This is a genomic window from Microcoleus sp. D2_18a_D3, from assembly GCF_036702455.1.
Lineage (GTDB): Bacteria > Cyanobacteriota > Cyanobacteriia > Cyanobacteriales > Microcoleaceae > Microcoleus.
The window spans coordinates 1-26,861 of record NZ_JAUBTK010000080.1; the positions used below are offsets into that span (position 1 = coordinate 1).

Genomic DNA, 26,861 nt, shown 5'->3' on the forward strand with positions numbered 1-26,861 from the left:
GTTAGGGCGACCAGACATTTTTATTGGCTCCTTTACTTCTTACATAAGTCTATCACATCTTTAAAAAAATGGTATAAAACCCTATCAGGGATTGAAACGCCGCCCTAGATTTTGGAAAAAGTCTAGTTTTAGCCGGAAACAACCTAAAACCCTATCAGGGATTGAAACATGAAGCTAACGATTGATGCGCTCATTAAGTAGCCCCGGAAACAACCTAAAACCCTATCAGGGATTGAAACACCGTCTGGGTCAATCAGTCTTGCAAACGGACAGCCGCCGGAAACAACCTAAAACCCTATCAGGGATTGAAACGACGAAGAAGACAAGCAAACGATAAACCCGCAAGCCGGAAACAACCTAAAACCCTATCAGGGATTGAAACTCTACGCACTGTTTGGCTAGCTCTACTTCCAGTTCAAGCCGGAAACAACCTAAAACCCTATCAGGGATTGAAACAGCAGTGGCAGAATGGGGCAAAAGTAAAAAGGCCAAGGCCGGAAACAACCTAAAACCCTATCAGGGATTGAAACAAGCCGTGGTTGTACTACTACCGAGTACCCGTGTTGCCGGAAACAACCTAAAACCCTATCAGGGATTGAAACGTTTACTTCCCACACTTGTCACAGCACAGGTAGTGGTGATGGATAATCTCACATTTGATAAAAGTGGTCGGATTCAGGAATTGATTCAAACAGCAGGGTGTAGACTATTATATTTACCGCCATACTCTCCAGAGTTTAACAAAATTGAACAAAGAAGAGTCTTGGCTAAAAAGTCAAATTCGTAAACATCTTGATGAGTTTGATTGCTTACGTTTTGGCCACCCTTGGATGTCTTGCCTTGCATCCTAACACGGGCAGTTGCTATATGTGATTTCCCTGATTATTCAGTTGAAAAAATACCAAAATTATGACCAATCAAACAACTTCTCCACTCCTACTGGGCCCCTTCAAAATCGGAGATTTATCCTTAAAAAATCGGGTAGTCATGGCACCCATGACGAGAGCCAGAGCCGGTGAAGCGCGGATGCCCAACGCCTTGATGGCAGAGTATTACACTCAGCGAGCCTCCGCTGGTTTAATCATTACAGAAGCCACAGTGGTTTCTACTCAAGCTAATGGTTGGCTCAATACGCCCGGTATTTATTCAGACGAGCAAGGCGAAGCTTGGAAACAAGTTGTGACTGCGGTTCATGCCCACCAAACGCCGATTTTCATGCAGCTTTGGCACTGCGGACGAGCTTCCCACAGCAGTTTTCATGAAAACAATCAATTGCCAGTTGCAGCATCTGCCATCAAAATAAACGGAGAAGGCATTCATACCCCTGTGGGCAAACAACCCTACGAAACCCCCCGCGCTCTAGAAACCGATGAAATCTCCCTAGTTGTAGAAGATTATCGCAAAGCGGCAGAACGAGCAAAAATGGCAGGTTTTGACGGTGTAGAAATTCACGCGGCAAACGGCTATCTCATTGACACATTCCTGCAAACCAAAACCAATCACCGCACTGATTCCTATGGCGGATCAGTTGAAAATCGCTACCGTTTTCTTAAGGAAATTGTAGAGGCAATAATCACAGTATATCCGGCAAACAGAGTGGGAGTTAGACTTTCTCCCAACGGTGTTTACAATGACATGGGTTCTCCCGAATATCGAGAAGATTTTCTGTATTTCGCGAAGCAGTTAAATGCCTATGATTTAGCTTACCTTCACTTGGTGGACGGTCTAGCATTTGGCTTTCATGAATTGGGAACGCCGATGATGATAGCAGAGTTTCGCGATGTGTTTGCAGGGCCGCTCGTCGGCAACTGCGGATATACTCAAGAACAGGCTGAAACGGCCCTGAGCAGCAAAGTTGCCGATTTAATTGCTTTTGGTCGAGATTTTATCAGCAATCCTGACTTGGTAGAGCGTTTTACTAATGGTTGGCCGCTCAATCCGCCTGCTGAAGTCGGCGTCTGGTATTCTTTTGGGCCTGAAGGTTATATCGATTTCCCTACCTATCAGGAACCAGCCGCTATTTCTTAGTTGAGTTGGCTGGGGCGGGTTTATCAATAAATACCGAGTATGTGCATCATAGATAATGGTCAACCCGCCCCTAAAAGATGTATGGTTAATTTCTCAAAACACGAGTCGGAGTTGGAGCCATATTTAATTTTCATCGCCCGTTGAGAGCGAGCATCTCCTATTTGTAAAAACACTTCTTCTGCGTCCTGCCTCCTGGCTTCTGGCTCCCGCCTCCTGCCTCCTGCCTCCTGCCTCCAATTTCTAGCTTGGCTGCAAAAGTGAGAGGCTCCCGGTTGAGATCGAGAACGTTTCCCCATATCCTAATAACCATAGGGTACTTCAAAACATCCAAGCTGCTAGCTCAGCGTTTGAGTGCCTGAAAAAAATCCATAGCGGAAGCGCTTTTAACAAGATGGCACAAAATCACAAATCAACGGTTATCATTACCGGCGCTTCCTCCGGCGTCGGTTTGTACGGCGCGAAAGCTCTCGCAGACAAGGGATGGCACGTAGTCATGGCCTGTCGGGACGTGCGAAAAGCCGGAGACGCCGCCCGCCAGTTGGGTATACCTGAAGGCAGTTTCTCCATCATGGAGATTGACTTGGGCGATTTGGAGAGCGTGCGCCGATTTGCTCGCGCATTTAAGGCCAGCGGCAGGTCTCTGGACGCTTTGGTGTGCAACGCCGCCATTTATATGCCTTTGATTAAGGAACCGCTGCGGAGCCCGGAGGGTTACGAGTTGACGATGACTACCAATCACCTGGGTCATTTCCTGCTGTGCAACCTGATGATGGAAAATATGAAGCCTTCCTATTATTCCGATGCCAGAATCGTGATTTTGGGAACCGTGACTCACAATCCAGACGAGTTGGGCGGGAAGATTCCGCCGCGCCCGGATTTGGGCAAGTTTGAGGGTTTTGAAGCGGGTTTCAAAGACCCGATTTCGATGGTTGATGGCAAGAAGTTTGAACCGGTCAAGGCTTACAAAGATAGCAAAGTTTGTAATGTGCTGACGATGCGGGAATTGCACCGCCGCTTTCATGAATCCACGGGGATTACTTTCACTTCGCTGTATCCGGGATGCGTTGCGGATACGCCGCTGTTCCGCAACCACTATCCTTTGTTTCAGAAGCTGTTCCCGCTGTTTCAGAAGAATATCACCGGGGGTTACGTGTCGCAGGAGTTGGCGGGGGAAAGGCTGGCGATGGTGGTTGCTGATCCAGAATACAAGCAATCTGGGGCTTATTGGAGTTGGGGAAACCGCCAGAAAAAAGATGGTAAGTCTTTTGTGCAAAAGGTTTCTCCCCAGGCCCGCGATGATGAAAAAGGCGAGCGGATGTGGGAGTTGAGCGCTAAGTTGGTGGGATTGACTGACGGGGCTCAAATGGGTGCTGCGGCTGGTGCGGGCCGGTCTGCATAATTCAAAGTTACAAACCCCCTTTATCAGGCTTGGCGGTTGAAACGGCGTCTACGCACAGGATGTGGGTAGACGCGGACTCCATAATAAAGGGGGTATTAAAGTCGGATTTGGGATGATGCACCAAAATCAAAGAAACCGGGTTTTTTAGTGGCTCTGCGGGTTGTAACTCACATCTTGCACTATTATTAAGAACAGGCAAGATGCCTGTTCCACAAGAAAATTTATCTCTTGTGGAACAGGCGTAACTCACATCTTCCACCATTCTTCAGAACAGGCAAGATGCCTGTTCCACAAGAAAATTTATCTCTTGTGGAACAGGCATCTTGCCTGTTCATAAAAAGATTATTGAGAATGGTGCAATATCTCAGTTGTAGCGCGTTTCTGGTTTACCCTGGTGTCCAGGACTGTTCTGGTCGCTTCATTACCATGAAAGCGTAGGTTTTGCAACTAAAAAATTTTGGTTTTTTTTACGGTTTACGATCGACTTACACGATATTTTTTCGGATAAGAACCCGGTTGATGCGTAAGTGTTGGGAAATGAACAGCCGTCGATCGACCTTTTGGTTTGTAGCCGTCGCCGAAACTGTTGGCTGGGACGGCTGTTTCTTTTTTTTGCTGTTAAGATTGATTTTTACTTGAGGGTGCTCTATTGCGGAAAATATTTTCACCCAATTATTCGAGATAATTAGATTCTATGGCTTGTCGCTCGCAAAAACTATTTTTATTCGCTGGTATTTTGGGGTTAGTTGTGTTGGCAAAACCAGCGAAAACATCCGCTAGCACAGTTGAAATTTTGACCTCAAATGTTGAGGATTTGGCAGCAGTTAGCAGCAGAGGCGATCGAGCTTTCCTTCCCGATACTAATCTTGACAAACGCCAAGAATTGCCCGTAAAAGACGAGGAAACGCAGTTACCCGCTGAATCAGAACACCCGGTGGCAGCGGAAACTCCCGACTTACCGCCTTCCTCGGCAAATTCAGTCGATGTGACATCTTACACCATTCTCAAGAACAGGCAAGATGCCTGTTCCACAACGAGTGAGTTTGATTGTGGGGTGGGCATCCTGCCCGCCGATAACAGGCTTATAGACAATGGTGCAACATCTCAGGCCGATCGCACATTTAGCACAAAAACTCAAGAAACCGAGCTTTTTAACTCAGATCAAAAACTAGAAGAAAGTATTGACCGAAAAAAAATTGAATTGGGTATCGATCGAGCCTCGCATCTGGCCCAACTGCCCAACCCAATTTTGCCGCGAGAACCCGAATTACCAGCTCCTGAGCCACCGCAACCCCCTGCGCCGTCTCCCCTCCCACCAGCCCCGCTAACACCTGTTCCCGGCGATGATAGACCGGGGATTATAGGTACAATTAGGGTCGATCGCTTTGAATTTGAGGGCAACACAGCCTTTAGCGATCGCGAACTCGCAGAAGTTACGCAACAGTTTGCGGGCCGCGAAATCACCTTTGCCGAACTGATCGCAGCCGAAGCAGCCGTCACGCAAAAATATGTAGCCGCCGGATACATCAATTCCGGCGCTGTAATTACCGCCAACCAAACCTTTCCGAGAGAGGGAGGTGTGGTGAAAATTCGGATTGTAGAAGGCGGATTAGATGAAATTGTGATTACTGGAAACAGACGCTTAAATTCCAATTACGTGCGATCGCGCCTAGAACGCGCTACCAGACGGCCCCTCAATCGCGATCGGCTGCTGGAAGCCTTGCAACTGCTGCAACTCGACCCCTTAATTGGCAATATTTCCGCCGAACTCCAAGCCGGAAGCCGCCCGGAAAACAGCCGCTTAGAAGTGCGGGTAAAAGAAGCAGACAGCTTTAGCGCTGAAGTGTTCGCAGACAACAATCGATCGCCCAGCGTCGGCAGTTTTCGGCGCGGTGTTCGCATAAATCAAGCAAATTTGCTCGGTTTGGGCGACGGATTAGAGGTATCTTATGCTAACACCGACGGCAGCAATGAATTCAACGGCAGCTACACCGTCCCCGTCAACGCGCGCAACGGCACGATTACGTTCGCTGCGAGTGCTGCTAGCACCAATATCATCGAGGAACCGTTTGATGCTGCACAAATTGAGGGGAAATCGCGGACTTACGAGTTAACTTACCGCCAGCCGATTGTCGAAAAGCCCGATCGCACTTTGGCTTTGGGACTGAGTTTTTCGCGGCAAGAAAGCGATACATTCCTGTCAGGGGAACGATTTGCGCTTTCGGCGGGAGCAAATGAGCGCGGCGAAACGCGGGTTTCTGCTGTGCGGTTTTTTCAAGAATACGTGCAGCGGACTTCCAACCAAGTGTTCGCGGCGCGATCGCAATTCTCCCTCGGCACTAATCTGTTCGGCGCTACTGCGAACGATAGCGGCCCTGACAGCAGTTTTCTGGCGTGGCGCGGCCAAGCCCAGTATGTGCGGCTGCTAGCCCCAGAAACCTTGCTGATTGTGCGTTATGACATTCAATTAGCCGATCGCCCCCTGCTTTCCCTCGAACAAATTGGGATCGGTGGCGTTCAAAGTGTGCGCGGATACCGCCAAGATTTGCTGTTAACTGATAGCGGTGCGATCGCATCTGCTGAAGTGCGAATTCCGGTTTGGCGTGTCCCGGAAGTGGAAGGATTGTTGCAAGTGGCTCCGTTTATCGATTTTGGGGTAGGATGGAACCATTCAGGAGAAAAGCCGAATCCTGACTCCGATAAACTGCTGGGTGCAGGTTTGGGGCTTATTTGGCAGATGGGCGATCGGTTGAATGTGCGTCTCGACTATGGTATTCCTTTGATAAATGCTCGATCGGGCGATCGAACTTTGCAGGAAAAAGGCATCTACTTTCGGATTAATTACTTTGGTTTCTAGCTAGTTGTGGCTGGGGTTGAAACCCCTGTATCCTAGCGGAATTCCACCGCTAGAACGATTAAATATAGTTCATACCAATTTTTTATGAGGTTGCATAGAATCCGATCCCCCCTAGCCCCCCTTAATAAGGGGGGGACAAGATTCTTCTCAAAGTCCCCCTTCTTAAGCTAAAATTTTGCTTATTTTTCGCATAAATCAAAATGGGGGACAAGATTCTTCTCAAAGTCCCCCTTCTTAAGGGGGATTTAGGGGGATCGAGATATGTGCAACTTCACATTAAATTGCTATCAGCTAATTCCATGCTCTACTTCAATCTAATATTAATTCCGGTTAGCTTGGAATGATTTAACCGCAGAGAACGCAGAGGATACAGAGGAAGGGAAGAGAGATGAATAATTCCGATAAAGTGCGGATTTGATATTATATCTAATCCGCACTTCATCGGAATAGTAAATTCCAGTTCACTGTTCACGGCGTCAACAGTCAACAGTCAACCGTCAACAGTCAACATCATTCCGGTGTTACCGGAAATGATATAAAATCTCAAATCTCAAATCTCAAATCTCAAGTCTCAATTGTATAACTTAGTTAACACAAGAGGGCTGGTTTTATGGTTCAGACAAAAACTAAACTAACATTTGCAGAGTTTCTCGAAAAGTATCCAGACGGATCGGGCATCTACGAACTGGTAAATGGAGAGATTGTCAAAGTGGAAGCAACCAGAGCTCATAAAAATGTGGCACGATTTCTTGTTAAGTCTTTCGACAGAGAAAGCGAGCGTTTGGGACTTGACTATATCGTTGACAAAGATATAGTTTTGAGAACAATAACAGCTTCAGGACAAGAGCAAGGCAGAAATCCTGATGTTGGCGTGGTTAAGGCCTCAGTATGGAACAGCAATGTACGTGGCTACGGAGCCCTTACCGAACCTATCCAATTAGCAGTAGAAGTTGCCTCTACTAACTGGGAAGACGACTATGTAGATAAGCTAGATGAGTATCAAAGGCTCGGCATTTGTGAGTATTGGATTGTGGATTATTTAGCCATTGCTTCTAGGGCTTATCTAGGCAATCCCAAAATTCCCACAGTTTTTGTTTACTCTTTGGAAAATGGCAGTTATTTAGTTCAAAGTTTTACAGGTAATGAGCGCATTATCTCTAAAACTTTTCCCGAACTAGAAATCACAGTTGAGCAACTTGTACTCAGCAGCCAAATTCAAAACCTTTAGAGCAACGAGATGAGATTACACCGATAAACTTTATCCTGGAAAGAGTGTTTTTATGGCTCCATTGCATTACTCCCTACTGTTTTCACCATTCTCAAAAACAGGCAAGATGCCTGTTCCACAAATACTAGATTTTATTGTGGGATGGGCATCTGGCGCGCCCGTAAGTTACTCCCTACTGTTTGCCTTCCTGTTGCTATTTCCCACTTCCGCGATCGCCCAAATCATTCCCGATAATACCCTGGGCCCGGAAAGTTCCCGCACAGTTCCCGATACTATCAATAACCTACCCTCAGATAGAATCACTGGCGGAGCAACACGCGGCGTTAATTTATTTCACAGCTTGCGGGAATTCAACATTGGTGAAGGGCGGGGAGCTTATTTTGAAAATCCCAGCGGAATTTCTAATATTTTTACCCGCGTTACGGGCCCCAACTCCTCAAATATTTTAGGGACTCTGGGAGTTTTGGGAAACGGCAATTTATTCTTAATTAATCCGAAAGGAATTGTATTCGGGCCGAACGCTCGGTTAGATGTGCGCGGCTCTTTTCTGGCTGGAACTGCCGACAGCATTGTATTTAATAACGGCTTTGAATTTAGCAGCGCCAATCCCCAAGCAGCGCCGCTATTGACGGTTAATATTCCGGTGGGTTTGAGATTTCGAGAGAATCCCGGCGCAATTGTCAACACTTCCAGTGTCACCCAAGTTATTCAAGACACAACAATTCCCGTCGGTTTGGCAGTTCCTCCCGGTCAAACCTTAGCACTGGTAGGAGGAGATTTAATCTTTAACAATGGTTTTGCCAGCGCTTTTAGTGGCAATATTCAATTAGGAAGTGTGGCAAGTCCAGGTTTTGTAAGCTTCAACATCACGCCCATAGGATTAGGTTTAGATTATACAAATGTTGCCAATTTTGGCAACATTGAATTATCAGGTTTATCGGCGGTGACGGCGAGCGGGCCCGGTGGGGGCGCGATCGCACTTCGGGGAGGAAATGTGATTTTGCGCGATCGATCGAGCCTAGTATCCGATACCTTGGGAAGCCTGGACGGCCGCGGCATCAATATCGAAGCAGCACGATTTAGCCTATTAGATCGAGCCTTTGTCGGCTCCACCACTACCGGAAGCGGAGCCGGAGGCCCGATCAATGTCCGAACCGCCGAGAATATAGAACTTAAGGGAATAGGATTTGAAAACTTTCGGCGACGGCTTCTCGATCGTGCTGCAGCACAAGAGCCGGGAGATATCACCGAGCGCGAAAGCAGCATCATTACCGGAACTCTCGGTGCCGGCAGATCCGGGGAGATCGCGATCGACACGAAACGATTAACTCTCCGAGACGGATCGGTAATACTCAACCCTACACTCGGTACGGGAGACGGCTCCTCTGTGACAATTAGAGCCTCTGAATCGGTAGAAATAAATGCCTCCGGGCTGTTGACGCCAACTTTTAACAGCGGAAATGCAGGCAGTATCGCTATCGAAACCGGTCAACTGAGTGTCACCGACGGAGCCATCGTCTCCCCCTCGACTTTTGGTGCCGGGAACAGCGGAAATCTGAGCGTGAGAGCTTCTGACTCGGTAATAGTAGCGAGAGAGCGATCGGATAGCCCTTTGAGTACGGCTCTAGTCGCTAACAGTATTGGCGGCACGGGAAGGGCAGGAAATATTGAAATTAACAGCCGCTCCCTGCGCGTAGAAGCAGGGGCTAGCATCTCTTCTGCGAGCGGGCTGAGCACAGGAGAAAGGTTGATTCCTGTGGGCGGGCCCGGCGGAAACATCACCATCAACGCCTCAGACTCGGTGGAAGTGCTCGGCACCGCACCGGGCGCTCGCCCTTCCCGAAGTCTAATCGCTGCAGGAACGGTTGGAAGTGGCAAAGGCGGTGATGTGACGTTGAACGCCAGACGGTTGATTGTCCGAGACGGAGGAGCCATCGGAGCCTCAACTCTGGGTACGGGACAAGGGGGAAATGTGACTGTGGTGGCTTCGGAATCGATGGAAATAGCCGGAACTACCAGAGACGGCATCTTTCCCAGCACCATTGGCACAGCTTCGGGAGATTTGCTGTACCAGACTTTGTTGGGGCTTCAACCTCCATCTGGTGCGGCGGGAAGCTTGAGCATTGCAACGGGCAGGTTGAGTGTCCGAGACGGCGCAGCGGTTAGCGTCCAGAGTTATGGAACGGGGGCGGCTGGCAGCATCAATGTTGTCACAGATTCGATCGCCCTCAACAACAAAGGCAGTATTGACGGCACGACTGTATCGGGTATCGGGGCTAATATTAACTTGCGATCGCGAGACATCCAATTGCGCCGCAACAGCCGAATTACCACCGATGCGGGTGCTGCCGACGGCGGTAACATCACCCTCAACAGCGATATCCTAGTGGGGCAAAACAATAGCGACATCACCGCCAACGCTCGCAGCGCTGCAGGTGGCCGCGTTAATGTCAATGTCCCGAATATCTTGGGCTTTGCAGCAGCGGGCCGCGAACAGGTGAGAGATCGGTTGGGGCTGAGCGACGCTCAATTTGCAGCTTTGCAAGTAACTCCTACATCTGAGCTTCCCACCAGCGACATCGCCGCCATTTCCCAAAGTAGCGGCCCGGCTTTGCAAGGTACTGTTACATTTAGTGCTTCTGGCGTCAATCCCGCTCAAGGTTTAGTGGAACTGCCGCAAAATGTTGTCGATCCGACAGCTTTAATTGCGGCAAATCCCTGCACGCAAGGGGTCGAGAGCGCATTTACCGTCACTGGGAAAGGAGGAGTGCCACCGAGTCCTAATGATGCCCTCAGCAGCGCTCCATCGCCGTTTCCGTGGGTGGAAGAGGCAGGAAGTTCGACAACGGGCAATGTACGGGATGTAACCGATCGAGGGAAGACGGAATTGGGGCCAATCCAGGATCGGGAAGTTGTTCCGGCTCGCGGTTGGGTGGTAAATGCTCGAGGAGAAGTTATGCTTGTGGCGAATCAAGTTGCGGGTCAATTGGACGATCGCACGAGGCATTCTGTATCGGTTTGTCCGCCCCGATGACCCATTGATTACAACTCACTCACATAGTTTCCGGTTGCAGGAGAATGATATTAATTCCGGTAATACCAATTTAATGTGAAGTTGCATATATTTCGCTCCCCCTAAATCCCCCTTATTAAGGGGGGTTAGGGAGGATCATATTCTACGGGGTCTCATATAAAATTGGTATAACACCGGAATGATTGTTGACTGTTGACTGTTGCCATTCTCTAAAGCTACCATCGCCCGCCAGCATCTTTATTGAGGTAAGTCAAAATCTTGCCTAGCAAATTTTTCTATACAGTCACAATTGTTTCGGACAATGTACGGGACTATCTGTAATGGATTCTAGTAAGATTCAGGTCTGCTACAATCACAATAGACGGTGAAAATAGATATTAAGGGTGCATCTAAAAGCAATTCAAAACTCGAACATCAGTTAAAACACTCTATATGCTTGGACTCCAAGAAATTTTGGCCAGCTATGCGCCCAAGAGTCTACTGCAACGCATCGCAGTCCACTCAGAAATCTTACGAACACCGCTGCAAGAACACTTAAAAGCGGCAGTTTTGTTTACCGATATTTCTGGATTCACAGCCCTCACCGAACGGCTAGCGCAAAGCGGGCCTGATGGTGCAGAAGAACTAACCAAGCATCTGAACGCCTATTTTGGACAACTGATTGAACTGATTACCGATCGCGGTGGCGATATCATTCAGTTTGCTGGAGATGCCATGTTGGCGATTTGGCCCGCCACGGACGAGCCACTGGTGACAGCAACTTACCGCGCTGCTGAGTGTAGCTTGGCAATTCTCAAAAAACTCAGCCATTACGTTGCTGGAGACGTTAGTCTTACCCTGCATATCGGTGTTGCTGCAGGAGATTTAATGAGTCTGCACGTTGGTGGGGTAAACGGATCTTGGGAATATTTAGTCGCTGGTCAACCTCTGGGTCAAATGGCGCTAGCTGAAGTCCAAGCAAAATCGGGCGAAGCCTGTATTTCTCCTGAAGGTTGGACGCTGATTCAACATTACTACGAAGGGACTCTCCTAGAGTCGGGAGTTGTGAGATTGAATGATTTGAAAAAGGAGATCAAAGCACAATTTAGGAGCAATTTAGGAGTAGAAGAAAAGAACTTATTAACACCAGGAAAACTTGAGGATTCCTCTTCCCAATTTCCAATTTTTCAATTGCAATTCTCCAATCCCAATTGCCCAATCTTAATGCCAGAAATGGTAAACGCTTTGCGGGGTTATATATCCCCAGATATTCTAGCGCGACTCGATGCAGGACAAAGCCAGTGGCTGTCGGAACTCCGCCGAGTGACGGTATTGTTTATCGGACTACCGCCAGTAAAAGACTTGACCCCAGCGGCTTTAAAACAGATTCAGTCCTGTACCCAGACTATCCAGAGTGTCTTGTTTCAGTATGAAGGGACTCTGCGAAAAGTGATGATGGATGATAAGGGTTTGGTAGCGATCGCAGCTTTTGGTGTGCCGCCAATGTCTCATGAAAATGATGCTGTACGAGGTGTCCAGGCAGCACAAGCGATACAAGTGAGATTGCGGAGTCTGGGTTTTGATTCCAAGATTGGTGTCACCACAGGTCGAGTTTACTGCGGGACTGTGGGTAACGAATGCCGACGGGAATATACCGTATTGGGAGATGTGGTGAACCTCTCGGCACGATTGATGCAAGCTGCAACTAACGAGATTTTATGCGATGAGATGACTTATCGGGAAGCCCAAAAGAGTTGGCAGTTTGAATCTTTAGAACCAATTCGAGTTAAAGGCAAAGCCCAGCCAATTAAAATTTATCGTCCTACGGGTGAGTCGATCGCAGCTAAATCCAGTCATACAACTTTAGAATACCAGAGTCAGATGGTCGGTCGCGCTCTTGAGCGATCGCAACTGGCATTTCAACTACAAGCTTTTTTAGAAAACAATATTAGTAGAGTTTTAATTATCTCCGGCGAACCGGGTATCGGTAAATCTCGGTTAGTAGAAGATTTTATGGCAGCCGCCCGGGGGGAGGAACTAGGGATTTTATTCGGAAATGCGGATGCGATTGAAAAATCTACCCCTTACTATGTTTGGCGCCAAGTCTTCAGTCAGGTGTTCAATTTAGACTTAGAAGACAAAAACCATCTAGAAATTCAACAACCAACAAGCGATCGAGAACAGGAAACAGCTAACAAAAAATACTCAAGCAATAACCACCAAAAAGTTTTAGAATTTTTGGCAGAAAAACCGGAGAGTTTAGAGTTAGCACCATTGCTTAATATCGTGCTACCTTTCGATTTCCTAGAAACTGAGATGACCGCATCTCTCAGCGGCAAAGAACGGGCAGATCAAACGCACAAGTTTTTAGTTGAAGTTTTACAAATTGCTGCTCGGAAATCGCCCCAACTATTGGTGTTAGAGGACGCACACTGGTTAGATTCTGCTTCTTGGACACTCGCATTGCAAGTCAGCCAACAAATTCAACACTTACTATTAACCATATCCACGCGCCCTCTGACAGAAAAACCCCCCGATGACTACCTGCAATTACTCCAATCTCCGCACACCCAGCATTTAAAATTGCAGGTACTAGATGAGTCAGATACATTGCAACTCGTCTGTCAGCGTTTGGGAGTAAACACCCTACCGCCATCAGTGACCAATTTAATTGCTCAAAAAGCCCAGGGAAATCCTTTTTTCAGCGAAGAAATCGCTTATGCGCTGCGTGATGCCGGTTTAATTGTGATTCGAGACGGTAAGTGTAACCTCCCACCCGGAGTCTCTGATTTAGACAGTTTGAACTTGCCAAATACGGTTCAGGGGGTGATTACCAGTCGCATCGATCGCCTTTCTCCTTCTATGCAGCTTACCTTAAAAGTAGCGAGTGCGATCGGACGCACCTTTGGCTTACAAATATTGCAAGAAGTGCACCCCATCGAAGCAGATAAAAAGCAATTAACAGAGTATCTAAAACAACTGGCAGTCTTCGATCTGACACCGCTGATGACACCAGAGCCAGAATTAGCTTACATTTTCAAACATATCATCACTCAAGAAGTATCTTACAACCTGATGTTGTTTGCCCAGCGACGATCGTTACATCAACGGGTGGCTGATTGGTACGAGCAACATTATGGTAAGGATATGCCAGAATATTATGAGATTCTCGCCTATCATTTCGAGCAGGCAGAAATCTGGGAAAAAGCACTGGGTTATTTGGTTAAAGCCGGACAAAAAGCACAGCAAGCTTATGTTAATCCCGAAGCGCTATCTCATTACAAGCGAGCCTTAACGGTTTGCGAACAACTGGGAAATTCTGTAGATGACAATACTTTAATTTCGATTTATGCAGGAGTGGGACAAGTTCACTTTCTCCTGAGTGAATTCCAGCCTTCAATTGCTGCGTATCAAAATATGTTGGAAATCTGTCGCCGTCGAGGTGACAGAGAGCAGGAAGCAGAAGCACTTTACAACATCGGGTATGGTTTGTTCTGGGCCCATGACTTCGAACCCGCCCTGGAATATGCCCAACAAGCTTATAACTTGGCATTAGAAATCGACTACAAAAGTATGCTGGCCGCCAGCCAATTTGTCATGGGCTACATCTATGGCGTGACGGCAAAGCTAGATGAATCTTTTGGTTGTTTTTCTCAAGGAATAAATTGGAGTCAGGAGACTGGTGATAAAATTCAGGAAGGTCTGAATACTTTTATGCTGGGTCTAGTTTATAATTGGAAAGGAGAATACGAACCCGCACACCAATTAGGTGATCGGGGAGTCGCAATTGGCCGAGATGACAATATCCTCCTCGTCTGGATGATGAACTTATGGGAAAGAGGAATTACTCGCTGCGGTAAGGGTGAATATGAAGCATCTTTTTCTGACTTGGAAACGGCATTAAAATTAAGCGATCGCCTCGGTGACAAAGTTTGGAAAAGTCGCATCCTCAATACTTTAGGTTGGCTGTACAGCGAACTTTACAACATAGAAACAGCTATCCCATACAATCAAGATGGATTGCAGTCTGCTTGGAAAATAGGCGACCCAGAAATTATTCGCAATGCCGCGATAAATTTGGGGGATTGCTATCTGCTGATAGAAGATTTAATTACGGCCGAATCTTTGTTACTGATGGTTTATCGCGATTCCCAACAATCCGGGAAGTGGGGCGAAGAATGGATGAAGTGGCGCTACTTGCAGCACTGCTGTCACAGCTTGGGCGAATTGCGATTGATACAGGGAGATGCAGAAGCAGCGCTGAGGTTAGCCCAGGAGTGCCTACAGCTAGCCGAACCGACAAAAACCCGCAAAAATATCGTCAAAGGGTTGCGGTTAATGGGTCAAGCCTTCCTCGCTCAAGGTAATATTGAACGATCGCAGGAATGCTTAGAAAAAGCGATCGCGCTTGCCGAAGAACTCGGTAATCCTCCCCAACTCTGGAAAACTTATACAGCTATGGGAGATTTACACTCTCACTGCGGGCAAACTGAGAAAGCAATGACTGCTTATCGCCAAGCTTTGCAAGTAATTGAGCATACACGATCCCGATTGCAATCCGAACAAATAAAACAAAATTTTCTCACCGCCCAACCCGTGCAGGAGATTCGGCAGAAACTAGAAAAAATTGAACTTTTAATGGTAAATTAAAAATTATCCATCTAGAAGTTCAGTATGAAAATTGCGCTCGTTGGCGCAGGTGTCTCTGGTCTTTCCCTTGCTTATTACCTGCACAAATATAGTAAGGGCAACATAGAGATTGTTGTTTACGAACAAGCCGATCGCGTTGGGGGAAATGCCCTAACTCAAGAACTCGCTCTTTCACGACTCGATCGCCCAAATACATGGGTAGATATGGGAGTTAATGACTTTAACATTAATACCTATAATGCCATGCTCGATCTTTGGAAAGAAATCGATATACCTCTAGATCGGTATATAGGGGAATTAGTGAATGAAGCATCCTTTTTCTATTACGGTGCAACCCCAGAAGATAGTTAGGGCTTTAAAATTAACAATAATGGCGATATTTCCGGTCACAATCTAGACGATGAAACGCTAGGCAAAATAAAACAAGGGTTTGAGGACTTTGAGAAATTTGTGAAGGACTGGTACAAAAACGAGGACAATCAATCTTCAGCATTTAAAATTACTGTCGAGCAATTTATCCAGAAATATTTCACAGACATCAAATACAAGCCATTCGTTAAGCTAGCTTTGCTGCCGCGTATCAACGCCATGTTCTTTACCTATGAAGAAAGTTCAGTGGGGCGACCTCCGGTACTGGATATGCCGATGTGGTTGGTGTCGCACTACTATGTACTTCAGGAGGGTTTAGCTTTACATCCCAATCGACCAAACAAAGACAACGAACGCAAGTTTTTCAACCAAGGTTGTCAGAAATGGCTGGAATTTCTCGCGGCAAAGCTCATCAAGGACTGTCGGGTCAATATACAGTTAGCAAGTGATGGTATCAAAGTATGCAGCCACGGAAAAGGAGCCTATGTTTACTCTAATTATGGAGAGTGTAGTTATTACGATAAAGTTGTTTTTTGCACTCCAGCTTATCAAGTAGAACGGATAGCAGACTCCCTAACCTTCAACTCAAACAAACTCCTGCAAAAAACCAAAGCATTTCGCTATGTACCTTGCGTAGTTTATGCAAACGATGACCCGAATCAAGTTCCGCCCATATGGGACTTCATCTGCGCTTACAACGTGCGTATATACGATTACCACAACTATGCTTTGAACTCTGAGCAAGTTGAATGGCCGGATTGGGTCAAATTTGATGGGATGTTCAAGCCCTATCACATGACTTATTCAGCGAACAAACATCAACCGCAGTTGGGTGAAGAAAATGCAAAAGATTTTTACGTTACAGTGAATCCGCTAACTACGAGCAGCCAATATTTTCGACAACACATCCTGTCGCAAACTAACGGCGAAGTAGCGCGGGCGACGTTCTTACACTGCAAGTTTACACCGGAAGCACTAGAGGCGCAACGCTACATCCAACTCAAGCAGATTGGTAGCTGGAACCCGCCACAAAACCGCAGTGATTTGTACGATGATATTTCACACGCTCGCACTTTTTATCTATCTGGCAACTATTGCAACGGGGCTGGGCTGCATACAGAGTGCATCCTGTTCTCTAAGGACTTAGCCCAAGCAATTCTAGACCCGAAGTTTGTCAGCGAAAACTTTTACGACCACGAAGGGATTACAGGAGGTCATCCTGCTCCAGCTTATATCCGCGAGCTACTTGGCTTATGAGTAACCCTAGCGATAGGCGTGACAAATGCAGAAAGTTATTATAGGTAAACCCACCTAAAAAACAGAATACTCAGATATCCCACTTCTTTAAGAAATCGGGTATCTAACAGCGATCGCATTTTACATTAGACCTCTTGCAAAAGTCCTTTTCATAAATTTATTGGACGGGTTCTGGGGCCCATCCCACAAGAAAAAATAACTCTTGTGGGATGGGCCCCAGAGCCTGTCCTAGTTATTTTTGCAAGAGGTCTATTAAAGGGATTGCTTGTTTCCATTGGTGGCCTACAACCAAAGCTATATCATTCCGGTGCAACCCGAATTGATGTGACATCTTGCACCATTCTCGCTTAACAGGCTGTTCGGCCTGTTCCACAAAGAGTAGATTTTCTTGTGGAACGGGCCCCAGAGCCCGTTCCTAAAAGGCTTATTGACAATGGTGCAACATCTCAGTTACCACACACACGTCAAACTTTCAGTCGGGCAGGGGTTGAAACCCCTGTCTCATATCATGTCCGGTCGAGCGACCGCGATTTTTGCAGGGACTCCCCTCACCAAGAATACCTGCCAACAATTGACAATCTCAAAAACCCGCCCCGACCGGGATATGATGGTTAATCGATCGGACATGATATCAAAGCTAAAGTCCTCGCTATCAGGACTAATTTAGTGTAAAAATCTTCTTCTGAGTCCTCCTAGCGAAAACGGCAGCTAAAAGCCCCGTGAAATTCATTCCCTGGCGGGCTAGAGGCTTAAGTTGTCACCAATGCGGATGACCAGAAAATAGCCAATTCTTTAAAATTTCTCGCTGTGGTCAGCTAACAAAAGGTTAATTATGGTTTTCCCATATCTCTACTTCTGGCAATTACCCAAAATTAACGGACTAAAAGACCGAGACCAATACTATACAGCAGTTTTAAACTATCTGAAATACAGTAGCGACAAGACTGTGCCAAGACGTGAAAATTTAAGACCCAACCTACCGTATCTCTTGTTTTTATATAAGTGTCGATCCTTTAATAAGGGGGAGACAATAAATCTTCTCAACGCCCCCCTAATTCCCCATGAATTAGGGGAAAATAGACTCGACTACAAGCGACATTTATTAGGGATTTTGGTCTTAAGTCTTCACGCCTTAGCCGGGTCGTCTTCCTACCATATCTCTCTACTTACCTCAACTGAAAACCGCTATATTTCAGGATGGACTTACCTTTTACTTTTGAGTTGTTATTTGTGCCTTTTTCCCGGAAGTGCGATCGCCCAAATCACCCCAGACGGCACTTTGGGCCCGGAAAGTTCGCGCACAGTTCCCGATACAATCAACAACTTACCCTCAGATAGAATCACTGGCGGCGCAACTCGCGGCGTTAACCTCTTTCACAGCTTGCGCGAATTTAACATCCGTGAAGGGCGGGGAGCTTATTTTGACAATCCCAGCGGAATTACCAACATATTCACCCGCGTTACGGGCCCAAACTCTTCCAATATTTTAGGAACTCTGGGAGTTTTAGGCAACGGCAACTTATTTTTAATTAACCCAAAAGGGATTGTCTTCGGCCCGAATGCGCGCTTAGATTTGCGCGGTTCGTTTATCGGTTCAACGGCTGACAGCATTGTGTTTAATAACGGCTTTGAATTCAGCAGCACCAACCCGCAAACATCCCCGCTGTTAACCGTTAATATTCCCGTTGGTTTAAGATTTAGAGAGAATCCCGGTGCAATTGTCAATCAATCGACGGCTATAGGAAAGGTAAACCTCCCAGCCTCTGCTGTGGCAATCCCAATTAGCGATCGGGTTGGTTTAGCAGTAGAACCCGGTCAAACTTTAGCACTGATTGGCGGCGACATCGAATTGCAAGGCGGCAATTTAACGGCCAGCGGCGGACAAATTTTACTCGGTAGCGTCGCTAGTCCCGGTTTAGTTAATTTTGCACTGACTTCTCCTGTTACTCCGCAGGGTAATTTAACTGTTAATTATGACAATATTCCGAACTTCGGCAATATTCAAATATCTGATGGAACACTTATTAACACCAGCGGAATTGGGGGCGGCAGAGTAGAGTTAAAAGGTGGAAATGTCACCCTCAGCGCGGCGCGAATTTATGCGCTGACACTGGGAAATATTGACGGTAGAGGTATCGATATCAACGCCCAAAATTTGCGAGTGCAAAACGGAACGCAATTTTCTACCCTGACTCTCGGAGATGGTGCAGGAGGTAATATCAACTTGCGCGTGGCAGATTCAGTAGAAATGAGCGGGCTGGGAGTTGATGGCTATCAACAAGTTGTAATTAAGTATCTGGTATCGGGAACCGCAGACCCCTTCGATCAGCTAATTATGCTGTTTAATGCTAGTGCTGGTGCTGGTTCGGGGGGCGATATTACGATCGACACCAACCGCCTGCTGCTCAACAATGGGGTAGTAGGTAGCGGGATAACTTTTGGCGGTGGAAATGGCGGAAACTTAATCATTCGCGCCAATACTTTTGAGATGGTGGGTTCTGGAATCAACAACGGGACAGCGAAAGAAAGTACCGGTGCGGGAGGAAGTATTACTATTGATGTCAATCGATTAATTATGCGCGACGGTTCTCTTCTGGGTACTACAAGTTACAGCAGCGGCCCGTCGGGGAATATCAACATTAAAGCTGCTGAATCGGTAGAATTGTCTAACACCGGCCCGCGAACAGTTGTGTCAACTGGAATCAGCACGCTGAGTATCGGTTCTAACGGAAGGGCGGGGAATATTAACGTTGATACGAAGCGCTTGACTCTTTCTGGAGGTTCTGCTTTTACTTTAGGAACGGGTGTTTTAGTGGGCAGGTTTTTGTTTTCTCAGGAGGGCGGGCCTGCTGGAAACTTAACAGTTAGGGCTAGTGAATCAGTAGAAATTTCAGGCATTTCTCAACTTTTGAGCAGCGGAATTCAGAATGCGAGTGGGTTGACTTCTGGAACTTTGAGTTCGAGTCGGGGCGGGGATATTCGGATTGATACGCCAAGCCTAACCGTGCGGGATGGGGGGATAGTTTCTACGAGTTCTTTGGGCTCTGGAGATGTGGGGAATATTACTGTTAATGCCGATCGCATTTCAGTCAGCGGCAGCGGAAATAATGGTCTGTTTGTCAGTACAATTGATGCTTCGGTGGGCAAGATATTTGGTACTAATCCTAATGCTACTGCAAATGCCGGTTCGTTGAATCTGAATGCCGATCGACTAATTGTCAGAGATGGAGCTACAGTGACGGTGCAGGCTACGGGAACCGGACGCGCTGGTAATATTAATGTTGTCGCAAATTCGATCGCTCTTGATAACAAAGCGATGATTGACGGCACGACTGTATCCGGTACTGGAGCAAATATTAACCTGCAAGCGCGAGACATCCAATTGCGCCGCAACAGCCGAATTACCACGGATGCAGGCACTTCTGACGGCGGCAATATCAACCTCAACAGCAACATTCTTGTCGCCCTCCCGCAAGAAAACAGCGACATCACAGCCAACGCCCGCACAGCAGGCGGCGGCCGCGTCAATATCAATGTCCCCAATGTTTTTGGTTTTACATCAGCGAGTCGCGAACAAGTCAGAAGCAGGTTGGGGGTCAGTGACGGCGAATTTGCAGCGTTGCAAGTAAGTCCTACATCTCTGCTTCCCAGCAGCGACATCGCCGCGATTTCCCAAAGTGGCGGCCCGGCTTTGCAAGGGGCGGTAACATTTAGTTCTGTTGGAGTGAATCCCGTTCACGGTTTAGTGGAACTGCCGCAAAATGTGGTCAATCCGGCTGCGTTAATTGCTGCAAATCCCTGCATCCAAGGGGCCGAGAACGAGTTTACTGTGACTGGTCGGGGGGGATTGCCACCGAGTCCTAATGAAGTTCTCAGCAGCGCAGAAGAACCGTTGCCGTGGGTGGAACCAGCGGTAGGTGGGAGTCAGCAAGTAGAAGGCCCCCTAGCCTCCATAGAAGTTCGCCCAACAGAAATTATTCCCGCTCAAAGTTGGGTAATAGATGAGCAAGGAAAAGTGACGCTGGTAGCCTATAATTCAGGTGGTGGTACATCTCTTCGCAGTCCGAAATCGACGGGTGTTTGCGTACCTCGATAGGTATTCTTCAGGTTGTAGCTAATCCCTCGCTATTTTTATAATATTAAATTAACCCGATTTAAAAGATGCAGTGCCAATCTTCTGCCCTATTTTTTGCATTCTTACTGCTGTTTCCTGTCCCTGCGATCGCTCAAATCATCCCCGATAATAGCTTGGGTGCAGAAAGTTCGCGGACAGTTGCCGATACGATTAATAACTTACCATCGGACAGAATAGAAGGCGGTGCAACTCGCGGAGTAAATTTATTTCACAGTTTACGAGAATTTAACGTGGGTAAAGGCAGAGGAGCATATTTTGCCAATCCTAACGGAATTGCCAATATTTTTACCCGCGTTACTGGTGGCAACCCTTCTAATATTTTAGGTGTGTTGGGAGTGCAAGGGAATGCTAACTTGTTCTTACTCAATCCCAAAGGAATTGTCTTCGGCCCCAATGCTCGGTTAGATTTGCGCGGTTCATTTTTAGCAAGTTCGGCTGATAGCGTAGTTTTCGATAATGGCGAGCAATTTAGCAGCAGCAATCCTCAATCAGTACCGCTGTTAAATGTCAATATACCTATCGGTTTAAATTTTCGAGAAAATCCGGGTAAAATCATTAACTCTTCAGCAGCGCCAGCCTTGAATTTACCACAATTACCTCGGGGAATTCCGCCGATTTTCAATAACACGGGCGCTTCAGTTGCTCCCGGACAAACTATCGCCCTAGTGGGCGGAGATATTGAATTAAATCAGGGAACACTCACTGCATCTACCGGACAAATTTTGCTCGGTAGCGTCGCTAGTCCGGGGATGGTTGGATTGGGGGCAACGCCATTTGGATTAAGTTTAAACTATGACAAGATTTCCAACTTTGGTAATATTCAAATAACCAACGGCTCAGTGATTAACACCAGTGGACTAGGTGGCGGCAAAGTCGATATTCGAGGTGGAAATGTCAACCTCAACAATGGGCGAATTTATGCACTGACTTTGGGAAATATCGACGGCAGGGGTATCGATATTAACGCTCAAAATTTTCGGGCCCAAGGTGGAACGCAAATATCCACGCTGACAGCAGGAAGTGGTGCAGCGGGCGCTGTCAATATCCGTGCTACCGACTCAGTAGAAATGAACGGAATTGGATTAGATAACTATAGAGTTTTTGGTGGTAAATATACGGTATCTGGCTCTTTCGACCCTTTTGACCCACAACTTCTGCTGATAACTGGCACTAATAGCATGGGAGCCGCCGGAAACATCACGATCGACACGGGACGATTGCTGATGGACAATGGAAGCGCATTGACTACCACCACGTTAGGTGCTGGCAACGCCGGAAATATTACCATCCGTGCCGGGGTTTTAGATATGCTCGCTTCTGCAATCCACAGCGGCCCACTTTTGGGGAGTACCGGTAGGGGAGGAAATATCACCTTTGAGGGAAAACGTTTAACCGTAAGCGATGGTGCTAGTGTGATCAGCATCACCCGCGGTGAAGGAGGAGCGGGGAATATCAACATTAAAGCGAATGAATTAGTAGAAGTGCTGCGGACTCCCACTGGAAGTCCCGTAGCAAGTTTAATTGGCTCAACTGCCAGCGGTGTGAATGGGCAAGCCGGGGACATTAATATCGACACGAAGCGGTTGATTATCTCCCAAGGAGGCGGGATTAGTTTATCTAGCGGAGCAGTTGTGGGAAACCAACCGTTGAATACAACTGGGGGGCCCGGAGGTAATTTGACAGTTAGGGCCACTGAGTCAGTAACAGTCGAGGGTATTTCTGGAGTTTTGGCGAACGGGAGTCGGAATCCCAGTTTCATCTGCGCTGATGCCAATACTGCTAATCGGGGAGGGAGTATCAACATTTCTACACCTGTACTGACTCTCCGGGGTGGGGGAGTTATTAGCACTGCATCTTTAGGCAGCGGAGAAGCCGGAAGCATCACAATAAATGCGCGTCGTGTAGAAGTTATTGGGAATGGGGGTCAAGGTGAATTTAACAGTCAAATTCAGACTTCCGTTGGGATTGCATCTGAGATTATCGATCCCAATGCTACGGCTAACGGAGGTTCGTTGAATCTGAATGTCGGGCAATTGATTCTTCGCAATGAAGGAACACTCAATCTGCAAGCTTTGGGCTCGGGACGGGCTGGTAACATTAACGTCAAAGCAGACTCAATTTTTCTTGACAATCAAAGCAGCATTGACGGTAGAACTGAATCCGGTCCCGGAGCAAATATTAACCTGGAAGCACGAGATATCCAGTTGCGCCGAGGCAGCAGAATTACAACGGATGCAAGTATTTCTGAGGGTGGCAACATCAACATTAAAAGCGATATTCTGGTCGCCCTCCCGCAAGAAAACAGCGACATCACAGCCAATGCGCGATCGGCCGCCGGTGGTCGGGTTAATATTAATGTCCCTAATGTTTTCGGGTTTACATCAGTCACTCGGGAACAGGTTCGAGGTAATTTGGGATTAACAGATCCTCAATTTGCAGCGTTGCAAGTAAGTCCTACTTCTCTAATTCCTACCAGCGATATTGCGGCTATTTCCCAAAGTAGCGGCCCGGATTTGCAAGGTACTGTAACATTTAGCACTTCAGGGGTGAATCCTGCTCAAGGTTTAGTGGAACTGCCGCAAAATGTGGTCGATTCGGCTGCGTTAATTGCTGCAAATCCCTGCACGCAAGAGGCAGAGAGCGCATTTACCGCTACTGGGAAAGGAGGAGTGCCATCGAGTCCTAATGATGTTCTCAGCAGCAATTCTAGCCAGTTTAATTGGGTGGAACCAGCCGTAGGTGGAAGTCAGCACATAGAAGGTCAAAGAACATCCATAGAAGTTCGGCCAACAGAAATTATTCCCGCTCAAGGTTGGGTAATAGATGAGCAAGGAAAAGTCACGCTGGTAGCGTATAATTCAAGTAATGGTGCATCTCTTCGCAGTCCGAAATCAACGGGTGTTTGCGTACCTCAATAGGTACTCTTCAGGTTGTAGCTAGTCCCTCGCTATTTTCTTAATACTAAATTAACCAGACTTAAAAGATGCCCCGCCAATCTTGCGCCCTATTTTTTGCATTCTTACTGCTGTGTCCTGTCCCTGCGATCGCCCAAATCATCCCCGATAATACCCTGGGCGCGGAAAGTTCGCGCACAGTTCCCGATACTATCAACAACTTACCCTCAGATAGAATCACTGGCGGTGCAACTCGCGGAGCCAATTTATTTCATAGTTTCCAACAATTTAACGTGGGTGAAGGCCGAGGAGCATATTTTGCCAATCCTAACGGGATTGCGAATATTTTTACCCGCGTTACGGGTGGCAATCCTTCTAATATTTTAGGTGTGTTGGGAGTGCAAGGGAATGCCAACTTATTCTTACTCAATTCCAAAGGAATTGTCTTCGGCCCCAATGCGAGGCTAGATTTGCGCGGTTCATTTTTAGCAAGTTCAGCAGATAGCGTAGTTTTCAATAATGGCTATCAATTCAGCAGCAGCAATCCCCAATCAGTACCGCTGTTAAATGTCAATATACCTATCGGTTTAAACTTTCGAGAAAATCCGGGAAAAATCATTAACTCTTCAGCAGCACCAGCCTTGAATTTACCACAATTACCCGCTGGAATCCCGCAGATTTTCACTAAAATGGGCTTAGGAGTTGAGGCAGGAAAAACTATCGCTCTAGTGGGAGGAGATATAGAATTAAATCAGGGAACACTCACTGCATCAACCGGACAAATTTTGCTCGGTAGCGTCGCTAGTCCGGGGATGGTTGGATTGGGGGCAACGCCATTTGGACTAAGTTTAAACTATGACAAGATTTCCAACTTTGGTAATATAGAAATAACCAATGGCTCAGCGATCAACACCAGTGGAATCGGTGGCGGCAAAGTCGATATTAGAGGTGGAAATGTCAACCTCAACGGTGGGCGAATTTATGCACTGACTTTGGGAAATATCGACGGCAGGGGTATCGATATTAACGCTCAACAGTTTCGGGCCCAAGGTGGGGCGCAAATCTCCACGCTGACAGCAGGAAATGGTGCGGGGGGCGCTGTCAACATCAGCGCTACCGATTCAGTAGAAATGAACGGGATTGGATTGGCTCCCTATACAGTTTTTGCCGGTAAGTATTTGCTATCTGGATCGATCGCCGCTTTTGACCCCCAAATTGTCCTAATCACTGGCACTGCTGGCAGGGGAAATGCCGGAAGCATTACAATCGACACCGGAAAACTGTTGATGAACAATGGAAGTGCATTGACTACCGGCACCTTCAGTAGTGGTAACGCCGGAAATATAACAATCCGTGCTAGGGTTTTCGATCAAGTCAGTTCTGCGGTCAACAGCGGCACATTTGCCGGAAGTGCGGGTGAGGGAGGAGATTTTTCCTTTGAGGGAGAGCGTTTAACCGTAAGTGATGGTTCTGCTTTACTCACCATAACTCGCGATCGAGGATCATCGGGGAATATTAACATTAAAGCGAATGAAGCAGTAGAAGTGCTGCGGACTCCTCCTCGAAGTCCCGTAGCAACCTTAATCGCCTCAACGGCAGGCGGTGTGAATGGGCAAGCTGGGGACATTAATATCGATACGAAGCGCTTGAGGATCTCTGACGGAGCCGGAATTAGTTTATCTAGCGGATCGGTTGTTGGCAACCAACCCTTGAATACAACTGGGGGACAAGGAGGTAATTTGACACTTAGGGCCAGTGAGTCGGTAACAATAGAGGGTATTTCTGGTGTTTTGGCGAACGGCAGTCGGGGCCCTAGTTTTATCTCCGCTGATGCCAACGCAGCTAATCGGGGAGGAAGTATGAATATTTCTACACCCGTATTGACTCTCCGAGGTGGGGGAGTTATGACTACTGCATCTTTAGGCAAAGGAGATGCCGGAAGCATTACGATCGATGCGGGGCGTGTAGAAATTATTGGTAATGGGGGTCAAGGTGAATTTAACAGTCAAATTCAGACTTCTGTTGGGATTGCCTCTCGCGTTAGAAATCCCAATGCTACGGCTAACGGAGGTTCGTTGAATCTGAATGTCGGGCAATTGATTCTTCGCAATGGGGGAACTCTCAATCTGCAAGCATTGGGTTCAGCACGAGCTGGTAACATTAACGTGAAAGCCGATTCAATTTCCCTTGACAATCAAAGCAGCATTGACGGTAGAACTGAATCCGGTGCAGGAGCCAATATTAACCTCGAAGCACGGGATATCCAGTTGCGCCGAGGCAGCAGAATTACAACGGATGCAAGTATTTCTGAGGGCGGCAATATCAACATTAAAAGCGATATTCTGGTGACTCTCCCCAACGAAAATAGCGATATTACGGCTAATGCGCGATCGGCCCAAGGTGGTCGCGTTAATATTAATGTCCCCAATGTTTTCGGGTTTACCTCAGTCACTCGCGAACAGGTGCGAGGTAATTTGGGATTAACAGATGCTCAATTTGCAGCGTTGCAAGTAAGTCCTACATCTTTAATTCCTACCAGCGATATTGCGGCTATTTCCCAAAGTAGCGGCCCGGCTTTGCAAGGTACTGTTACATTTAGTGCTTCTGGGGTGAATCCCGCTCAAGGTTTAGTGGAACTGCCACAAAATGTGGTGAATCCGGCTGCGTTAATTGCGACAAATCCCTGCATCAAAGGGGCCGAGAGCGAGTTTACCGCTACTGGGAAAGGAGGAGTGCCGGCCAGTCCTAATGATGTCCTCAGCAGCCCTGTATCGCCGTTGCCGTGGGTGGAGCCAGCGGTAGGTGGAACTCAGCAAGTAGAAGGCGAAAGAACATCCATAGAAATTCGGCAAAAAGAAATTATTCCCGCTCAAGGTTGGGTAATAGACGATCGAGGACAAGTGACCCTGGTAGCGTATAATTCAGGTGGTGGTGCATCTATTCTCCGTCCGAAATCGACGGGTGTGTGCGTACCTCAATAGGTAATCTTCAGGTTTTAGCTACCCGAGCGCTATTTTCCTCATACTAAATT

The 26,861-nt window shown here is 47.2% G+C and carries 12 protein-coding genes, 1 pseudogene and 1 CRISPR repeat array; of the genes and pseudogenes, 12 read left to right on the forward strand and 1 reads right to left on the reverse strand.

Annotated elements, in window-relative coordinates; genetic code table 11:
• Positions 1 to 131 precede the first annotated feature (131 nt).
• Positions 132 to 602: a CRISPR direct-repeat array (repeat unit 37 nt; unit sequence GCCGGAAACAACCTAAAACCCTATCAGGGATTGAAAC).
• A gap of 2 nt (positions 603 to 604) precedes the next feature.
• Together QUB06_RS34800 and QUB06_RS27175 are read left to right on the forward strand one after the other, a co-directional pair.
• A pseudogene (locus QUB06_RS34800) lies at positions 605 to 851 on the forward strand (transposase); the annotation flags it as partial.
• Positions 852 to 909: 58 nt separating this feature from the next.
• Positions 910 to 2,028, forward strand: coding sequence for an alkene reductase (locus tag QUB06_RS27175; RefSeq protein WP_333437924.1), 1,119 nt, complete (start codon positions 910 to 912; stop codon positions 2,026 to 2,028).
• 59 nt (positions 2,029 to 2,087) lie between these two features.
• Here the strand turns inward: QUB06_RS27175 and QUB06_RS27180 are convergent, their stop codons facing one another.
• A complete protein-coding gene (locus tag QUB06_RS27180) occupies positions 2,088 to 2,324 on the reverse strand; it encodes a hypothetical protein (protein ID WP_333437925.1) in 237 nt (78 codons plus the stop codon).
• Between the two features lie 95 nt (positions 2,325 to 2,419).
• Between QUB06_RS27180 and QUB06_RS27185 the strand changes: the two genes are divergently transcribed.
• From QUB06_RS27185 to QUB06_RS27230, 10 genes are all read left to right on the forward strand, one after another.
• A complete protein-coding gene (locus QUB06_RS27185) occupies positions 2,420 to 3,427 on the forward strand; it encodes a protochlorophyllide reductase (protein WP_333437926.1) in 1,008 nt (335 codons plus the stop codon).
• A gap of 694 nt (positions 3,428 to 4,121) precedes the next feature.
• Positions 4,122 to 6,284 (forward strand): ShlB/FhaC/HecB family hemolysin secretion/activation protein, encoded by a 2,163-nt coding sequence (locus QUB06_RS27190; RefSeq protein WP_333437927.1) that lies wholly within the window; start codon positions 4,122 to 4,124, stop codon positions 6,282 to 6,284.
• Positions 6,285 to 6,894: 610 nt separating this feature from the next.
• Entirely contained in the window at positions 6,895 to 7,512 is a 618-nt protein-coding gene (locus QUB06_RS27195) for a Uma2 family endonuclease (RefSeq protein WP_333437928.1), read from the forward strand.
• Between the two features lie 106 nt (positions 7,513 to 7,618).
• The gene (locus tag QUB06_RS27200; protein ID WP_333437929.1) at positions 7,619 to 10,546 is read left to right on the forward strand and encodes a two-partner secretion domain-containing protein; all 2,928 of its coding nucleotides are present in this window, start codon (positions 7,619 to 7,621) and stop codon (positions 10,544 to 10,546) included.
• Positions 10,547 to 10,978: 432 nt separating this feature from the next.
• Positions 10,979 to 15,175 (forward strand): tetratricopeptide repeat protein, encoded by a 4,197-nt coding sequence (locus QUB06_RS27205; protein ID WP_333437930.1) that lies wholly within the window; start codon positions 10,979 to 10,981, stop codon positions 15,173 to 15,175.
• A gap of 24 nt (positions 15,176 to 15,199) precedes the next feature.
• Positions 15,200 to 15,526: an NAD(P)-binding protein gene (locus QUB06_RS27210; RefSeq protein WP_333437931.1), complete on the forward strand. Its 327-nt coding sequence runs from the start codon at positions 15,200 to 15,202 to the stop codon at positions 15,524 to 15,526.
• A gap of 99 nt (positions 15,527 to 15,625) precedes the next feature.
• On the forward strand, positions 15,626 to 16,801 hold the full coding sequence (locus QUB06_RS27215) for a hypothetical protein (protein ID WP_333437932.1): 1,176 nt from the start codon (positions 15,626 to 15,628) through the stop codon (positions 16,799 to 16,801).
• A gap of 832 nt (positions 16,802 to 17,633) precedes the next feature.
• On the forward strand, positions 17,634 to 20,897 hold the full coding sequence (locus QUB06_RS27220; RefSeq protein WP_333437933.1) for an S-layer family protein: 3,264 nt from the start codon (positions 17,634 to 17,636) through the stop codon (positions 20,895 to 20,897).
• A gap of 65 nt (positions 20,898 to 20,962) precedes the next feature.
• Positions 20,963 to 23,854: a two-partner secretion domain-containing protein gene (locus QUB06_RS27225; RefSeq protein WP_333437934.1), complete on the forward strand. Its 2,892-nt coding sequence runs from the start codon at positions 20,963 to 20,965 to the stop codon at positions 23,852 to 23,854.
• A 65-nt stretch (positions 23,855 to 23,919) separates the two neighbouring features.
• Positions 23,920 to 26,811, forward strand: a complete 2,892-nt coding sequence (locus tag QUB06_RS27230) for a two-partner secretion domain-containing protein (RefSeq protein ID WP_333437935.1) — start codon at positions 23,920 to 23,922, stop codon at positions 26,809 to 26,811.
• Positions 26,812 to 26,861 lie beyond the last annotated feature (50 nt).